General features: G+C 31.8%; 17 protein-coding genes. 5 read left to right on the forward strand and 12 right to left on the reverse strand.

Annotated elements, in window-relative coordinates; all coding sequences use genetic code 11:
- Positions 1 to 30: 30 nt before the first annotated feature.
- From HUE53_RS01610 to HUE53_RS01635, 6 genes are all read right to left on the reverse strand, one after another.
- Positions 31 to 486, reverse strand: a complete 456-nt coding sequence (locus tag HUE53_RS01610; RefSeq protein WP_192188647.1) for a hypothetical protein — start codon at positions 484 to 486, stop codon at positions 31 to 33.
- Complete coding sequence (locus HUE53_RS01615; RefSeq protein WP_107317219.1) at positions 452 to 697, reverse strand: hypothetical protein; 246 nt, start codon at positions 695 to 697, stop codon at positions 452 to 454. The genes HUE53_RS01610 and HUE53_RS01615 overlap by 35 nt, the downstream gene beginning before the upstream one ends.
- Complete coding sequence (locus HUE53_RS01620; protein ID WP_077225961.1) at positions 694 to 963, reverse strand: hypothetical protein; 270 nt, start codon at positions 961 to 963, stop codon at positions 694 to 696. The genes HUE53_RS01615 and HUE53_RS01620 overlap by 4 nt, the downstream gene beginning before the upstream one ends.
- 78 nt (positions 964 to 1041) lie before the next feature.
- Positions 1042 to 1284, reverse strand: coding sequence for a hypothetical protein (locus HUE53_RS01625; RefSeq protein WP_192188648.1), 243 nt, complete (start codon positions 1282 to 1284; stop codon positions 1042 to 1044).
- A gap of 155 nt (positions 1285 to 1439) precedes the next feature.
- The gene (locus HUE53_RS01630) at positions 1440 to 1706 is read right to left on the reverse strand and encodes a hypothetical protein (protein WP_192188649.1); all 267 of its coding nucleotides are present in this window, start codon (positions 1704 to 1706) and stop codon (positions 1440 to 1442) included.
- Positions 1703 to 3523, reverse strand: a complete 1821-nt coding sequence (locus HUE53_RS01635; protein ID WP_192188650.1) for a hypothetical protein — start codon at positions 3521 to 3523, stop codon at positions 1703 to 1705. Before HUE53_RS01635 ends, HUE53_RS01630 begins: the two co-directional genes overlap by 4 nt.
- Before the next feature lie 202 nt (positions 3524 to 3725).
- Here HUE53_RS01635 and HUE53_RS01640 point away from each other — a divergent pair, with 202 nt between their 5' ends.
- Together HUE53_RS01640 and HUE53_RS01645 are read left to right on the forward strand one after the other, a co-directional pair.
- On the forward strand, positions 3726 to 4109 hold the full coding sequence (locus HUE53_RS01640; RefSeq protein WP_014165862.1) for an ISAon1 family transposase N-terminal region protein: 384 nt from the start codon (positions 3726 to 3728) through the stop codon (positions 4107 to 4109).
- Between the two features lie 34 nt (positions 4110 to 4143).
- Positions 4144 to 5061, forward strand: a complete 918-nt coding sequence (locus HUE53_RS01645) for an ISAon1 family transposase (protein ID WP_225556192.1) — start codon at positions 4144 to 4146, stop codon at positions 5059 to 5061.
- A 129-nt stretch (positions 5062 to 5190) separates the two neighbouring features.
- On the opposite strand, the gene HUE53_RS01650 is transcribed toward HUE53_RS01645, so the two are convergent.
- The 5 genes from HUE53_RS01650 to HUE53_RS01670 all read right to left on the reverse strand — a co-directional run bounded on the left by HUE53_RS01650 (position 5191) and on the right by HUE53_RS01670 (position 10727).
- On the reverse strand, positions 5191 to 5838 hold the full coding sequence (locus HUE53_RS01650) for a phage baseplate assembly protein V (RefSeq protein ID WP_192188651.1): 648 nt from the start codon (positions 5836 to 5838) through the stop codon (positions 5191 to 5193).
- Positions 5839 to 5874: 36 nt separating this feature from the next.
- Entirely contained in the window at positions 5875 to 6402 is a 528-nt protein-coding gene (locus tag HUE53_RS01655) for a hypothetical protein (RefSeq protein ID WP_225556165.1), read from the reverse strand.
- 118 nt (positions 6403 to 6520) lie between these two features.
- Positions 6521 to 7153: a hypothetical protein gene (locus tag HUE53_RS01660; protein WP_225556166.1), complete on the reverse strand. Its 633-nt coding sequence runs from the start codon at positions 7151 to 7153 to the stop codon at positions 6521 to 6523.
- 14 nt (positions 7154 to 7167) lie between these two features.
- On the reverse strand, positions 7168 to 8802 hold the full coding sequence (locus HUE53_RS01665; protein ID WP_192188652.1) for a zinc metalloprotease: 1635 nt from the start codon (positions 8800 to 8802) through the stop codon (positions 7168 to 7170).
- 2 nt (positions 8803 to 8804) lie between these two features.
- The gene (locus HUE53_RS01670) at positions 8805 to 10727 is read right to left on the reverse strand and encodes a type VI secretion system Vgr family protein (protein ID WP_192188653.1); all 1923 of its coding nucleotides are present in this window, start codon (positions 10725 to 10727) and stop codon (positions 8805 to 8807) included.
- 550 nt (positions 10728 to 11277) lie between these two features.
- Here HUE53_RS01670 and HUE53_RS01675 point away from each other — a divergent pair.
- Positions 11278 to 11751, forward strand: coding sequence for a hypothetical protein (locus tag HUE53_RS01675; protein WP_065213182.1), 474 nt, complete (start codon positions 11278 to 11280; stop codon positions 11749 to 11751).
- A gap of 62 nt (positions 11752 to 11813) precedes the next feature.
- On the opposite strand, the gene HUE53_RS01680 is transcribed toward HUE53_RS01675, so the two are convergent.
- Positions 11814 to 11993 (reverse strand): hypothetical protein, encoded by a 180-nt coding sequence (locus HUE53_RS01680; RefSeq protein WP_192188654.1) that lies wholly within the window; start codon positions 11991 to 11993, stop codon positions 11814 to 11816.
- 424 nt (positions 11994 to 12417) lie between these two features.
- Between HUE53_RS01680 and HUE53_RS01685 the strand changes: the two genes are divergently transcribed.
- Both HUE53_RS01685 and HUE53_RS01690 read left to right on the forward strand, forming a co-directional pair.
- Positions 12418 to 14505 carry an AAA family ATPase gene (locus HUE53_RS01685; RefSeq protein ID WP_192188655.1) on the forward strand — a complete coding sequence of 696 codons (2088 nt, stop codon included), beginning with the start codon at positions 12418 to 12420 and terminating at the stop codon, positions 14503 to 14505.
- 13 nt (positions 14506 to 14518) lie between these two features.
- Positions 14519 to 15499 carry a hypothetical protein gene (locus HUE53_RS01690; RefSeq protein WP_192188656.1) on the forward strand — a complete coding sequence of 327 codons (981 nt, stop codon included), beginning with the start codon at positions 14519 to 14521 and terminating at the stop codon, positions 15497 to 15499.
- Positions 15500 to 15602 lie beyond the last annotated feature (103 nt).

Raw genomic sequence — 15602 nt, forward strand, 5'->3', positions numbered from 1 at the left:
TGCGCCTTCATTTTTAGGATTTTTTTAAGGTTAATACGGTTTATCAACGTGTAATACTTTGCCCGCAAATTTTCTAGGATCTTTAAAATGTGCGTATTTTAATCTTGAACATTGTTCTTTAAATTTATTATAGTTTATCTTTTTTACTTTCACTAAATAAGGTGGAAACCAAGGGATGTTAGCATATCTAAAGCCTTTTTCATTTTTGATAAAACTGGTTACATTATCAGTTTTAGAAAGTACAATTGAATCTTTATTTTTTTCATCATACCTATATTTAATATATTGTTTATCCCAATTTTGCGCATTATAAAAATCGTTAATAGGTGCTGATTGAAATCTGTATTTTTTATTTTCTGTTTCATAAACATCAGGTGAGAAATAAAAACACTCGGAAGGTCTTTGACAAAAATAGATTCCATATTCATCTATCCAAGTAGCTTCTTTATCGCTATATATATATATATTCACTGCTATTATCATCAAAATAAGTACTTTTTTTGTCTTTAATTATATACCTACTCGATGATCCTCTAAAAATCACCTCTTTTTTAGGTGTGATTTCTAGGGCACAATAACTATCTAAGTAGTTTACTCTAAAATCTGGATCATATTTGTATTTTTCATATACATAATACGTGCTTTTGCCACAAGCTATTAATGTCATAAAAGTAAGTAATACAACAATTTTTTTCATTGTGTTATAGTTTTTAAAACGGTAATTTCAACGCCTTTTTCTTGCATGATGCGCCATTGTTTTTGGGTATAGGATTTGCGTTCAAAATCAGGGTTAATATCCGATGAATTTGCTTTTTGGTAATAATCCATATAGTTGTCTAAGGTTTCTGATTGGGTTTTCCAGTTAGGATAAACGACTAAACCATCAGCCGTTTCTTTTTCTGTTTTTAAAACTTTAAGTTTATTTTTTAACTCCTCTTTGGTTTGCGCTTGTGTTGCACTCAATTCTTGATTTGAGTCTAAATAAAACTGATGGTTTTCTTCGGATATTAATGCGCCTTCATTTTTAGGGTTTTTTTAAGGTTAATACGGTTTATCAACGTGTAATACTTTGCCCCCAAATTTTCTAGGATCTTTAAAATGTGCGTATTTTAACCTACGACATTTCCTTTTAAATTTATTATAGTCTATCTTTTTTACTTTCACTAAATAAGGTGGAAACCAAGGGATGTTAGCATCTCTTAGATCTTCATCTTTTTTAATAAAATTTTTCATCATATTATTATTTAATGCAAAAAGGGTATCCGTTTTAGCATCTCTATACATATAGGATATATATTCTTTATCCCAATTTTTACCATTGTATATATTGTTAATTATAGAGAATCTAAATTTAAATTTTCCAGTATTTATTTGATAAACATCAGGTGAGAAATAATAACAATCAGACTGTCTTCGGCAAAAATGAATCCCATATTCGCCTATAATGGTTGCTTCTTTATCGCTATATATATATATTCACTGCTATTAGAACTGGAATGAGTGTTAGGTTTATTATAAATATAATACTCATTAGATGTACCTCTAAAAATCACCTCTTTTTTAGGTGTGATTTCTAGGGCGCAATAACTATCTAAGTAGTTTATTCTAAAATCTGGATCATATTTGTATTTTTCATATACATAATATGTGCTTTTGCCACAAGACAATAAGATACTAAACGTTAGTAATGCAATAATTTTTCTCATTGTGTTATAGTTTTTAAAACGGTAATTTCAACGCCTTTTTCTTGTATGATGCGCCATTGTTTTTGGGTATAGGATTTGCGTTCAAAATCGGGGTTAATATCCGATGAATTTGCTTTTTGGTAATAATCCATATAGTTGTCTAAGGTTTCTGATTGGGTTTTCCAGTTAGGATAAACGACTAAACCATCAGCCGTTTCTTTTTCTATTTTTAAAACTTTAAGTTTATTTTTTAATTCCTCTTTGGTTTGCGCTTGTGTTGCACTCAATTCTTGACTTGAGTCTAAATAAAACTGATGCTTTTCTTCGGATATTAATGCGCCTTCATTTTTAGGGTTTTTCATAATAGCATTTAAAAATAATTTTTCAAAATGATCTCCTGGACGATTATATTCAATACCTCTTTTAATCGAATTATATAAATGTTGTGCGTTAGTTCCACTTTGTATAGGTTGAGGTTGGTTTATCTCTACTATTTTATCTTCTAACTCTTTAATTTCAGTTTCAATATCTTCTTTATACCGTTTATTCTTGATTCTTTTTTCATAGTTTCCAAGCGATTTTTCAAACGGATGTTCCAATCCTAAACTATGTCCTAGCTCGTGCAGTATCGTCGTAATATTATCAGCGGCTTTAAGTCCTGAATCAAATACATAACACACCCCTGTACCAAGCAAAGAATAGGCCTGTACTAGTCTAGGCAGTACTAAGGTTCCATTGTCATCTGTTTCTATAGTGCTACTATCGCCCCCGCCGTGTATATCTTTACTATAAAACAAATGAAGGGTATTGTGTTTGTTAAGAGGTAACGTTCCGCCATTTTGATTGTATTGTTGTTTTAGTTTTAGATACTTACTATACTCGGCTTGTACCTTAGGATGGTTCCAAGCCTTAGTAACAATTTTTTCTTGGTGTTTTTTTTGTGCATACACTAAATCTTGGCCTAGTTTATAATCAAATTCTTTGTCAAAAGTTTCCAGTAGCTTAATTTTTTGCTTTTCTATTTGATTTTTTAGTTCTTCGGGATTGCCCGTGCTTATTTTGTTTAACGCACTGGTGTATTTTGACTCGATTAATGAGTTAAACTCTTTTCTTAATTTATCTTTATCATCTTTTTCTACTTTCCTTCCGTATAACAACCCATTTAGCTCAAACAAATATCCTTGGTCTAAAAATTCCTTTTTGTTAACTATAATTTTTTGGGTTTGGGGGGCTAACTCGCCATAAATATAAGCTTGGTTAAAAGAGTTGTTGTTAAACTTTTTTTCCAGTTCTTTAAAAAGTGGGGCATTGGGTATGCTAACAACATTTAGATTTTCTTGGCTGGAAAAAACAATTTCTACAGGTTGTATAATGGTACTATACCGTTTAGCATTTGCCTTTATAATTAACTGCCCTAATACAAAAACATCGCCTTCTGCAATAGCCGTGATAACCACATCTTTATCAAAAGGTTGTAAACACTCAAGCGTTAAGGCTTGTGGGCTAACATCATTTATTGTAAGGGTCAGGGTGTCATTTCCTACTATTTTTATGGCAGTAGGGGTTGAACTGCTAAAGCGTACTTTGCTAGCATTTTTTAGTTTTGTTTTGGATTCTTTTGCCAGTACATATACGGTTATCGTACTTTTTTTGTTGTCTTGATTGCCTTCTACACCTGGCGGATACATACTGGCGTAGGCACTCAGGTGTATTTTTTCGTCTTTTACAAGTTCCTCTTTAGGAACAGTATGTAGTAAAGGCTGATAGTCTGAATAAGTACCCTCTGCACATACTTGGCTCTCAAATTTGTCAAAGCCAAATTCTCCTTTATAAAACAAGTCTTTGTTGCCATATTTTCCCTCTGAATGCAGTTTTGAACGGTAAAAATGTATACAAGCAGGAAATATACTGGATTCTATTTCTAATTTAGGAGGTTGTTGGGGTTCTCCATATATTGTCCCTTCTTTTGCGTTTTCTATAATTTTACCGGCTCACATAAAAAATATGGGGAGTAATTGTAAATTGCGACAAAAAAAGTAAATGGATTTTTCGATACTTTCTGCTTTTCTACCCGAAGAATTATTATGTCATTTTGATATTGTTGATTTTATAGAATTAGGAGATATTCAAACAAAAAAGGATTGCTTTTATATCTATCTTGATGAAAAGAACATTATTCCCGAAGGTTTCATTTCAGAGGAATATGAGTCAAAAGGCTTTTGTGAGCGTACTTTGATACAAGATTTTCCAATACGAGGAAAGGCTGTTTATTTAGGTATCAGAAGACGTAGGTGGCGAAATACAGTAGATAAGTCAGAAATTAAAAGCGATTATTCTTTTATTGCAGAAGGTTCCAAATTAACTGTTGAACTTTCGGATTTTTTAAAAGGTACAGGTAGAGACCCGAGAAGATACGATAAGTAACATTGCCAGTTATTATGGCATTAAAGCTGATTTACTGCGAAGACATTACAAAAAAAGAATCAGTGGTTTTACAAGTTGGAAACAGTTAGAACATGCCGAAAATTATCTGATTTACCCCGAAAATATTGGGGAGAATTTAAGTATTGATGAAGTAAGTTTGTCAAAAGGTGAACTTTATACTTTTGTAACCAATAAACAAGGAAGAGGCAAAAAGAAATCCTTAGTGGCGGTTATAAAAGGCACCAAAAGTCAGGACATTATTGATGTGGTTACTAAAATTCCACTTTCGCATAGAAAACAAGTAAAATCGATAACACTTGATATGGCAAACAATATGCAATCAGCATCAAGAATGTGTTTTCCTGAAAGTTACCTTGTCACAGACCGTTTCCATGTGGTAAAGTTGGTAATGGAAGCTCTCCAGCATTTAAGGATAAAATATCGCTGGGAGGAGATTGAAAAAGAGAATCAAGCTATCAAAAAAGCAAAGGAGCAAGCAATAAAATACATTCCAATAACTTTTGAAAACCAAGACACACCCAAACAACTATTGGCTCGATGTCGTTATATCATTGCCAAGAAACCCAACCAATGGACAGAAACCCAAAAAGTGCGAGCCCAAATATTGTTCCAACATTATCCTCTAATACATCAGGCATATAAACACACCCAAGAGTTTAGAAATATTTATGAATACACCTCAAAAGAAGAGGCTAAACAAAAAATATTGAATTGGATATCCAAAACCAAAGAATTAAAAATGACTGTCTTTAATACCGTTGCCAATAGTTTAAATTATCATTTGGAAACAATTGCAAACTTCTTCGTAAAAAGACATACAAACGCAAATGCTGAATCCTTTAACTCAAAAATAAAACTCTTTAGAGCTAATCAAAGAGGTGTGGTGGATACTAAATTCTTCCTCTTTAGAATGGAGAAACTTTTTGCTTAATCCCCAAAAAATTAATCTGAGCCATTTTACCGTTAGAGTGAAACTCTATACCTTCTTTTGCAAATATCCTATACGTGCCGCCCGTAATCTTAATTAGATTACCGCCTACAATTCTTGTTCTTGACATAATTAATGGGTATTGGTTTTTTCAGCAGCATTCTTTCTTAACCCAGCGTCGCTGTGTAGTTCCGTGTTTTGTTCGCTTTTACTTATTGCTTTTCCTGCCGCTACTTCATTTCTTTCCTTTTTAGATTCGGTATACACATCCCCTTGAATGACCTCTACTAATTTACCCGTTATATGAGTCATCATATCCATTCCTATATACGTGTTTTTTAGACCTCCTATACTTTCTGTAGATGTACCACTTATGGTATCATTTTCGTTCAATGCTACTAGTTTATACAAATTCCCTCCTATGGTTATCGTAACATCATTACCTACCATTATATTGAAGTTTTTAGGGATATTAAGTGTAGCATTGCCTTGTCCATCAAATTGTAAGTAGTTACCATCTGGGGTGCTTTGTTTCCAGCTTCCTTCGGCATCGTTTGCAAGGGTTTCTATACCGCTACGGGTTTTTATGGCTTTTACATCATTGCCGCTAGTATGGTACCCACTGGTTTCGCTTCCGTTATAATGAGTGCCTAGTACAAAAGGTTTTTCTGCATTGCCGCTTTCAAAACCTACAAGGACTTCTTCGCCTATTTCGGGGATAAAATGAAATCCTTTGCCTGCTCCTGTAGATAATTGTTTTTTGAGTGTATCCCCTTTCAAAAAGCAATAATAGAAGCAAGAATCATTTCATAAAACTTAGTTATTTATATATTCACTATATTTTTTATCTATAACTTTACCAGTTTCAGCATCAAGGACAAAAGTTTCAATCAAATCAGATTGTTTGAACCAACTCACATACCAAACATTTTTTTTTAAAGCATTATCTATTCCCCTGGCTATTTCAGTATGAATACCTCCAGTGATTGGACCTTTGGTTAAAGGGATTTTCTCTTTTTCGCAAAATTGTAATACTTGCTCAAAAGTAAATTTGTAGGGTGTTTCATAATTGGTTTCTTTTATAAGTTTACCATCTTCACTAAACTCATACCAAATGCCTATCTTACATTGAATGTTGTTGTTTAATGTTAATCCTTTTACTAAAATATTACCATTACTTTTGTAAAATGTCTTAATTATCTTAAAATAATTACCTTTTTTAATTTCTTTATATACACCTTCATACATTTCTATATATGTTTCATCATCTAATGTTTTTTCTACATAATAAAATTTTATAGATTCATTTTCATCTGTTTTTTTTATTTTTATTAAAAAAATCATAGTCAAATTTCTCAAAGTCTTTTGTTATAATTGGCTCTTTCATAGTTGTGTCATTTATTTTTTGGGCATATCCAATCTCAAAAAACGCCAGTAGTAACAAGAACCATTTCATAAATACTTAGTTATTGATATATTCACTATATTTTTTATCTATAATTTTACCAGTTTCAGCATCAAGGACAAAAGTTTCAATCAAATCAGATTGTTTGAACCAACTCACATACCAAACATTTTTTTTCAAAGCATTATCCATTCCTCTAGCTATTTCAGTATGAATGCCTCCAGTGATTGGACCTCTGGTTAAAGGGATTTTCTCTTTTTCGCAAAATTGTAATACTTGCTCGAAAGTAAATTTGTAAGGTGCGTCATAGTTGGTTTCTTTTATAAGTTTTCCATCTTCACTAAACTCATACCAAGTGCTTATCATACATTGAATATTGTTATTTAATGTTAATCCTTTTCTTATTATGTTACCGTTTTTATAATATCCTTTTACTAATGTAAAATAACTATTTTTTGGAGTTTCTCTATAGGTGTCCTCAAACATTTCTATGTATAATCCACTTTCTAATGTTTTTTCAACAAAATAATCCTTAGATGTAGGATTGACAGTTGTTTTATATTTATTAAAAAGTGTATAATCAAACTTTTCAAAATCTTTTGTTATTGTAGGTTCTTCCATAGTTGTATTATTTTTTTGTTGTGCAGAACACGTTTTAAAAAAAAGTAGTAATAATAGTAAATGTCTCATAATTATTTTGTTTTTTAGGTTATGCTACCATTTGCTATTATCCATTGCCATTGCCATAGAGTATAGCGTTCTTGTGGTGGATTCAACATATGGGAGTAATCTAGTAAATTTTCTGTCTTAGTGTATTCAAAGGTGAATTTAGCATTTGCATCTGCTTCTTTGTTTGCAAAAGTGTGGGGTAGTTTAAAACTATGCAAAAATTCGTGTGCTGCGGTTTGATCGTTTTTACCTGCAAAAAGCATTACATTTTTACCACTAGAATAACCATTAAGACCTTTGTATGCATTACTGGTATCCATATAACCTCCATCTTCCCCAAAATAGAATGCAATAAAGTGATTGTCATATTTATGTTCATCTCTAGGGTTAATTGCTTTTAGTTTATCACTCAATTTTTTTCTTAAAAATTTTTCTAAATCTTCAAATCGAGCTGGTTGATGTGTGCTAATCATTAAAGTGTTAGTAGTAGTATTTTGCATAGGTTTATAATAGCATTTTAATACATTTTTATTATTTTTATTAGGATCTTGTGTTATATATTTTCCTCCTGCTTGTAATTCAGGTTCGGTACTCATATCAAGTATTTCGCTAGCTACTTTTACATCTATTAGTGCCTGATGCAAATATTTTTCAAAAAGAGCTTGCTGGTTGGCATTATTGCCTGCTTTTTTATTTCCTACTATGTTTGCAACATTTGTTTCGACCTTTACTAACACGATTTTTGCTTTTTTACGTTGTTTGTTTTTCCACACCAGCAGTTTGCCTGCTAGTTTTTTCTCTTCAATAACTGTACCATTTGCATTGGTGGTTTTGGTAATAGCGTTAAGTGTAATAGTTTGGTCTGAGGTAAATTCATCTATACATTCTATGGTTAGATGGTCTATAAGAGCGTGTTTTCCTCTACCTTTTCCCTTTACATCAATCTCCATTGGTGTGATTAAAAAGTTTTTGTTTTCTTCAAATCGCAATATTTCAGGCTCTTCTTCTATATCTACAATAAGGCTAAGAGTGGCTTTTGTATTGCTGTAGTTAGTGGCTCTTTTTTCAATTAGTGGCGGTTTTCCTTTACCTTGAGGTGTTTTTTTTGTGATTTCTTTTGGGTATAAAGAAATCCACGTACAAAAATAATCTTCTTTTATAGGGTTATTTTGTGAATCTTTAATTTCGTTACCTGAGCTATCTTTTTTGTTTTTCCAAGTTATGGTGTGATATTTATAAGCTGCTTTGAGTTTATTGAATAAACCTGGGTCTGTTTTGTAAAAACCAGCATTAAAATTAGAATCAGTTACTAGATTTGTAAAAGCTGCTTCTTTATATTGTTTGACAATTATTTTTTCATAATTAGTATCACCAAAAATATTACTTCCTCCTGTAATTAGAGCAGTATCTTCAATTCGCATCCAATCACAGCCATATTCTTCACCTTTCCAATCTTTTTTAGGTCTAAAGTAAACAACACATTTTGCTTCAATTTTCCCAGATTCTACTGTAGGAGCAGTTCCTGGATTTCCGTGTGTAATTCCTTGTCTTGCCGTTATATTAACACTTCCTTCTAAAGAAGTTAAAGTAATAGGTCCTTCAGAATAAATGTTATATTCACCTCCAACAATTTCTGTAATTTTCCCTCCAACAATTCTAGTTCTACTCATAATTAATATTGCTTAGATTTATTAGCTGAATTTATTTGAACTTCTTCGCCTGAATGTTTATTTAAATTTTTTGTACTTGTTATATCCATTCCTTTATCTGAGCTGACGGAGGTCTTGCCTTTTTTAGTCTCACTATGCACATCTCCTTGAATAACTTCCGTCAACTTACCTGTTACTATCGTCATCATATCCATTGCAACTGTAGTATTTTTCATGGCTCCAATGGTTTCGTTTTTGTTGATTCCTGCACTTTCAGTTATATTCATACCAACAGTTGTGCTCATGTTTTTGCCTACATTAATAATCATATCTTCGCCTGCGGTAATGATCATGTTTTTTGGCGCATTCACATTAATATTCCCATGACCGTCCATCGTCCAAGTGTTGCCACTAGGATCCTCTATAAAAACAGAACCTTGGGCATCGTTTAGAATAATTTTAGTTCCAGATCGGGTATGAATGGCTTTTACATCATTGCCGCTAGTATGGTACCCACTGGTTTCGCTTCCGTTATAATGAGTGCCTAGTACGAAAGGTTTTTCCGCATTGCCGCTTTCAAAACCTACAAGAACTTCTTCGCCTATTTCGGGGATAAAATGAAATCCTTTGCCTGCTCCTGAGTGGGGTTGTATTAGGCGAATCCATGGGGTTTTTTGGTTTTTTCTTTCTTGCCATGGAAATTGTACGCGTATACGCCCCATGCTCATAGGATCGTTGTTGTCTACTACCCGTGCGGTTTGTTCTTCGCAATTAGGATAGGTGTTGTCGTCAAAATAAGGAGGGGTCCATAAATCGGGAATGGCTACGAACTCGTTGTAATAGCTATTGCCATCATGAAAATGTTGAATTTCTATGATGCGATAGGTTTCCATAGGGCGGTCGTTTATATCAACCAGTTTGGTTAGATCGCCTTGTTTGAGTTGGGGGTCTTTGCTTTTGCCTTTTACGATCATCAGGTTTTCTCTGAGTTCTTTTTGTTTTCGTACGGCATCTTGTAGCTCTTTATCGGTTCGGTTGTTGATACCCGTGGGGTTGTGGAGTTTGTTGGGTTTTTTATGGAATACGTTTTTTGAGGCTTTTAGGGCTACTAGTTGGTAGGGGTTGACTTTGTTTTGTAATTGAGCTGAGGCGCTATCTCGTTGTAGGCTGGTGCCTGATTCTACATCGTAGGTGGTGTAGGTAAATTGTTGTGGTTTTACTGATATTTCAAAGGATACGTGTACTAGGTCTACACTTTCGTCTAGGTTTATGATTTTAGGGCCTACTTTGTTGCCTAACACTAGGCTCTGTCCGTTGTAATACAGGTATTCGCCATAGCGTATGGCAAGTTGTTGTAAAAATTGGTAATCCGTTTGGTTGTATTGTACGGTGTAAGGCAACACATTTTGGGTGTTGTTGTTTCGGACAATGGTATGAAGGGTGTCTTTGGGGTATTGGGCGGTTATGTCTTGAAAGATTTCTTCTAGGGTTTTGTTTTCAAAACTTTGGGATTCAAGTCCTTGTTCTAACATAATGGTAGGAGCGTGTCCTGTAATATATAGTCTGCCGTAACCGTCTTTTTTTAAAAGGTTTAAATGGGTTATAATGCCTGTAAAGGTTTGTTTTATTTCTCCAAATCGGTGCAGGTGGATGTGTATGGTTTTTCCTAGGTAGCTTTTAGAATGTTCCATGATGTAGGCTTCTTCGTTGTCTAGGGAATCGGCACGGGTATCTAGGGTAAAGGTGTCGTGTTCGTTGGTTTTTTGATGGAACTGTAGGTTAAAATGGGATTTTTCTAGGAAGGATTTGCCTTCTATGGTAAGGGTGCAGTAGACTAATGGACTGGATTTGTCGGCTAAAAAGTCTTTAAAGGAACGTAATGAGGCGTATTTTGCTATGTCGTCAGGATGGTTGAGTCTTCCATAATCGCTGTTGAAAGTATCCATATCGTTTAGTTATTTGTTACAATTTATTTGATTTGTTTTTTTTTGTACTATTTATGTTATTTTTTCATTATTCAAATATAAAAAAAATATATAATATTTGATTTTTTGTTTTTATACTTTTAATCGGGTTCTTGTCATCCCGACACAAGGAGGGTTCTCATAAAGGGCGTGACATTCGGAGGAATAATCAAGAGGCTAAAAATAGAATCTAAAAAGTTGAAAATAATAGTCTTTATCAATTCAATAAAGGGGTAATATACCACGAGCTTTGTAGGTTAAAAAAGGATTCCTCCCTCCTATTGTGTGAATCATAACTGTTTTTTTTATCCTTTTGTAGGAAAACGAAGTTCTGGGTGAAGTGTAATTTATATGAAGTTTTTGGTTTTTTTATAGGTGTTTGAGGTGTTTTCGCGGTTTATATACAATAAAAATGCAATACAATATTTCTTAAAATATTTCGTTTTTACTTTGTTTTTTTATTAATTTATTAAACTAAAAACATCTTTTTATATATTTTAATAACTTTTGTTTAATTGCAAAACTACAATCAATGGCAACTAAAAATCAAATGAGTATCACAATTCCTCAAGAAGTAATTGATACGGTAACACTAAAATTACAAGAATGCAAAACAGCTTTAGCGCCTTATTTGCAGGGCTTAACTGCCGAAGATCGTTCGACGCTGTTTAAAATGGGTAATAAAACTGTGGCTACGGTGCAAAAAATCAAGTCGTATGTAGAAACCAATCCCGAGTTTGTGCCTGTGTATATGGACAAAGCGGAGTTTTTAAAGGATGAGGCGGTGGTGAGTTCTTTAAGTCCTATAGGCAATTTAGCTTCTCAGTTATCTACTGATGTAAACGATACGATTATGTTAGCGGGTAGTGAAGCTTTGCAATCGGCGTTGTTGTATTATGGCCAAATTAAGGAGGCGCAAAGTAAGGGGATTGCTACGGCTAAGCCTATTTATGAGGATTTGAGCCAACGTTTTATTCGTCCGTACCGTAAAAAAACAGATCAGTAAAGGTTCTAAGCCCCAAGTGGTTTAAGAAGGGGCTGTCTGAAAAGTAATCCATCTGTCGTTTGTCACTCTGAGCTAAGAAGGAGACCTGCTATTAATAGCTGGTAAATTCTCGCTTTAGTAGCCATGACAGGATGGTGCATTTTTTGGACAGTCTCTTTTTTTACGCCCCATTTTTTCAAGACGTTCAGCATTTGGGAATCATTTTTATCAGCAAAAACTTGCCAATATAAATCTTTTTGCATTTTAATTGAGTAAAAAAGGCTCGTCGTCCAGTAAAAAAGGCTCGTCATCCAGCCAAAAAGACTCGTCGTCCAGCCAAAAAGAGTGGCGGTGGATTCCCAGCGGTATTGTTTAATTAATGGGGTAGTGTAGGAACTGTAACATACCCGCTTTTTTTATTATTGGGGTATTTTTAGCGAGTGCCACCAGACGCTAGGGTACTGACACAAGTACGGACACAGGTGTCCGTTCGTTTTGTCCGTTTTGTTCATGTCCTTATCGTAGGGTTGGTTTTCTAAAAAAGGTAATCGCTATCTTAATTTGGGGTGTATGTACATGAAATACAAATCTAGATAAAATTGAAGATTCATTCATTACTATACTTTATAAAAAATCACTAGGTTTGAGTAAATAAAAAAGACTCATAAACAACTAAAAAACTAATCTATGGAACTTCTATACTTGTGGGTAAGAAAATATAAGAATATAGAACATCAAGGATTTAACTTATCAAGCAAAGTTACTTTTGAGACAATCGTAAACAGCCAAGAAGATGATGATACTTTAAATGTTACTTTAACGCATTTACAGAACGAAAAATATTTTTCCTTATTTCCAAATAATATTATTGATGTAAAAGCAGTAATTGGTGAAAATGGTAGTGGAAAAACAAATTTACTGGAAGCAATATTAGATTTCTTTTTAGGTAGGAGAAATAATTTTAAAGGGTTTTTAGTTACATCTGACAAAATCATTATCCGTGATAGACTTAATTTTGTGGAGGTGCCAAAAGAACTATTTGGCAAAACACTTGATTTTATCTATCCAGAAGATATTTCTAATTTTTATAGTGGAGAGTTTAAACGGAAATTGCCAAGAGAAGAAGCTTATTATAACATTAAAAACAATTTAATGGAAACGTATTTTAAAAAAAACTATATTATTAAATACGCTTCTTTTATCAATATGGATAACATCCATAATGTTGATGGTATAGAAAATGATTATGCCAGATTTGAAAATAAAAAACCTAATTTTATAAATATAGCTACGGAATCTATGATTGTAAGTGACTATGAATCTCAAAAAAGTAATGAAAGGTATATGGTTGCTGGGGAAAGTGAGTTGTTAGCACATAAATATCAAGAATCGTTAAGAATGCTAGATTTTTTGAATATTGTAAATAATTTTAATTTTAAAATAGAATTTTATATTGAATCAATAAATGTAAATTTTACTGATTTTGGTGAGCGATTTTGGAAAAGTGTAGATAAAATAATTTCTCCAAATTCTGAATCCTATGAGCAAAGTATCGAGAAAATTTTAAAATTTGAAACATTATATACTGATTCCAAAGATAAAGAAGGGAATTTTTTTAAGCATTTATCAAGAGATATTACGTATTGTTTTTTAAGCTATGAATTAAAACATAATTTTAATTTTTCTAAGCAAGATGAATTTCCTATTGTAAAATTAATTGACAATTTAAAAGGAAATTATAATTCTAAACAGGATAGATTTGATGCTTTGTATAGTTATATAGAAAAGAATATTTTTTTTTCTGAAAACGCTAAGCCAATTATTAAACAGATTAAGGAAATAAAAGAATATTTTATTAATAAGTTCAAATCTGGTGAAATAATTTGTGATGAAATTTATGGCTTTAAAATACCGAAAGAGCATATCAATAGAATTGCAAGTGATTTCTTAAATCCACCTCTTAATTATATTAAAATTACTGATGAAAGACATCTAATTCTAAATGTTTTTGGATTTAATTATAATGGTCTAAGTACTGGAGAACGTAATTTTCTTTCTTTTTTTTCAAGAATTAAAGAGTATAAAATAAAAGAAAATAGAGATATATTGTTTGTAATTGATGAAGGAGAATTAGGTTTTCATCCACAGTGGCAAAAAAAGTATTTAAATTTTTTGCTTGATTTTTTTGAGAAGTTTTTTCCTAAAAATAGAGTGCAGCTTATTTTAACTACGCATTCCCCTTTTATAGTTTCTGATTTGCCTAAAGAGAATATTATTTTCTTAAAAAGGGATAAATATAGCAAAACAGAAGTAAGTGATATTACTTATCAAAACTTAACATTTGGTGCTAATATTCACGATATTTTAGCAAATGATTTCTTTTTGCAGGATGGATTTATGGGGGAGTTTGCTAAAAATGAAATAAATAAAGTAATCGACTTTTTGACTGATAAGAAAATAAAAAATAAAATAGATAGCCTCAAAAAAGAGATAAACGCAATTGATAATTCGATTGCTAATAGTAGTAATGAAAATGAAAAAAAGGATTTAGAAATTGATAGGAAAAATTTAAATCAAGAAAAAAATGCGCTTATTAAGAAAACTAAAAATGTTCCGTTTTCAGATAAATATGAAAAAGACTATTGTAAAAATGTAATTGATATTATTGGAGAACCTATCTTATCGTTTAGTTTAATAGAGTTGTATACAGAAGCTTTTCCAGATGAAAAGAAACGTTTTATTGATGACCAAATTAAAAGACTTCAAAACTTATAAATTATATTAAAATATGATAGCAATACCTCTTGATAAAGTAAGAAATATTCAAAATATACATCAATCAGAAATAGAGACACAAAGGAAAAATGCTTTCAACAAACTTAATGAACTTAAAAAGGAAAGTCATACAACCAAAGATCAAGAATACTTAGAATTTGTTATAAATAAATTTGAAAATGAAAATGATAATATACTTCTTTGGGATTTAAAAAGAATTAAGGGAGAAATAGAAAAATCTGATTTTAAAAATGTTCCTACTGAAATAAAAAAGGATAAAAACGGAAAAGAGTATATTGTTAAAACAGCTTTAAAAGATAAGATTCTTGCTTGTTTAGACTATAAGGGTTTGAGGAGTACTTTTTATCCAAATTATTTTAATGCTATAGGAATTAAAGCGTGTGTGTATTGTAATTCTCAGTTGACAATAGTAGCCAATAAAAGACACGCAAAATTTGAAGTCGATCATTTTTATTCTAAAAGTGATTATCCATTTTTAAGTATTACACTGTGTAATCTTTATCCAGCTTGCGCTTCTTGTAATGGAAGTAAAAGCGCAAAAAAAATACATTTTGAGTTATACACAAATGATATTTCTAAAACCAAAAAATCAGATTACAAATTTAAATTAGCTTCAAATTCAAAAGCAAAATATTTAGTTACCAGAGATAAAAATACGATTGAAGTTGAATTTGAGGAACCTGACTATAAATCAAATCAGTTTGAAAAATTTAATAATGTATTTCACATTGAAGGAATTTACAAGACTCAAAATGACTTAGTAGAAGAATTATTAATTAAAAGCCAAGTTTATAATGATAGTTATATCAAATCTTTAAAAATTGGTTTTCAAAAATTAAACCTTAATCCTGAGCTTTTTAAAAGGATTATTGTTGGTAATTATACTCAAGATATTGATATTCATAAAAGACCAATGAGTAAAATTACTATGGATATTGCAAGGGAACTTGGGTTGATTGATATGGTTGAGTGAATTTAGAAAACAAGACGGTTAGCTTAATTGAAAATGAGTTGATATTTTGAAAAATATTTCACTTGTGTTTATAAAGAAAGCTGGGATTTTGTTTGTTACTATT

The organism is Flavobacterium columnare (assembly GCF_014844295.1).
GTDB lineage: Bacteria > Bacteroidota > Bacteroidia > Flavobacteriales > Flavobacteriaceae > Flavobacterium > Flavobacterium columnare.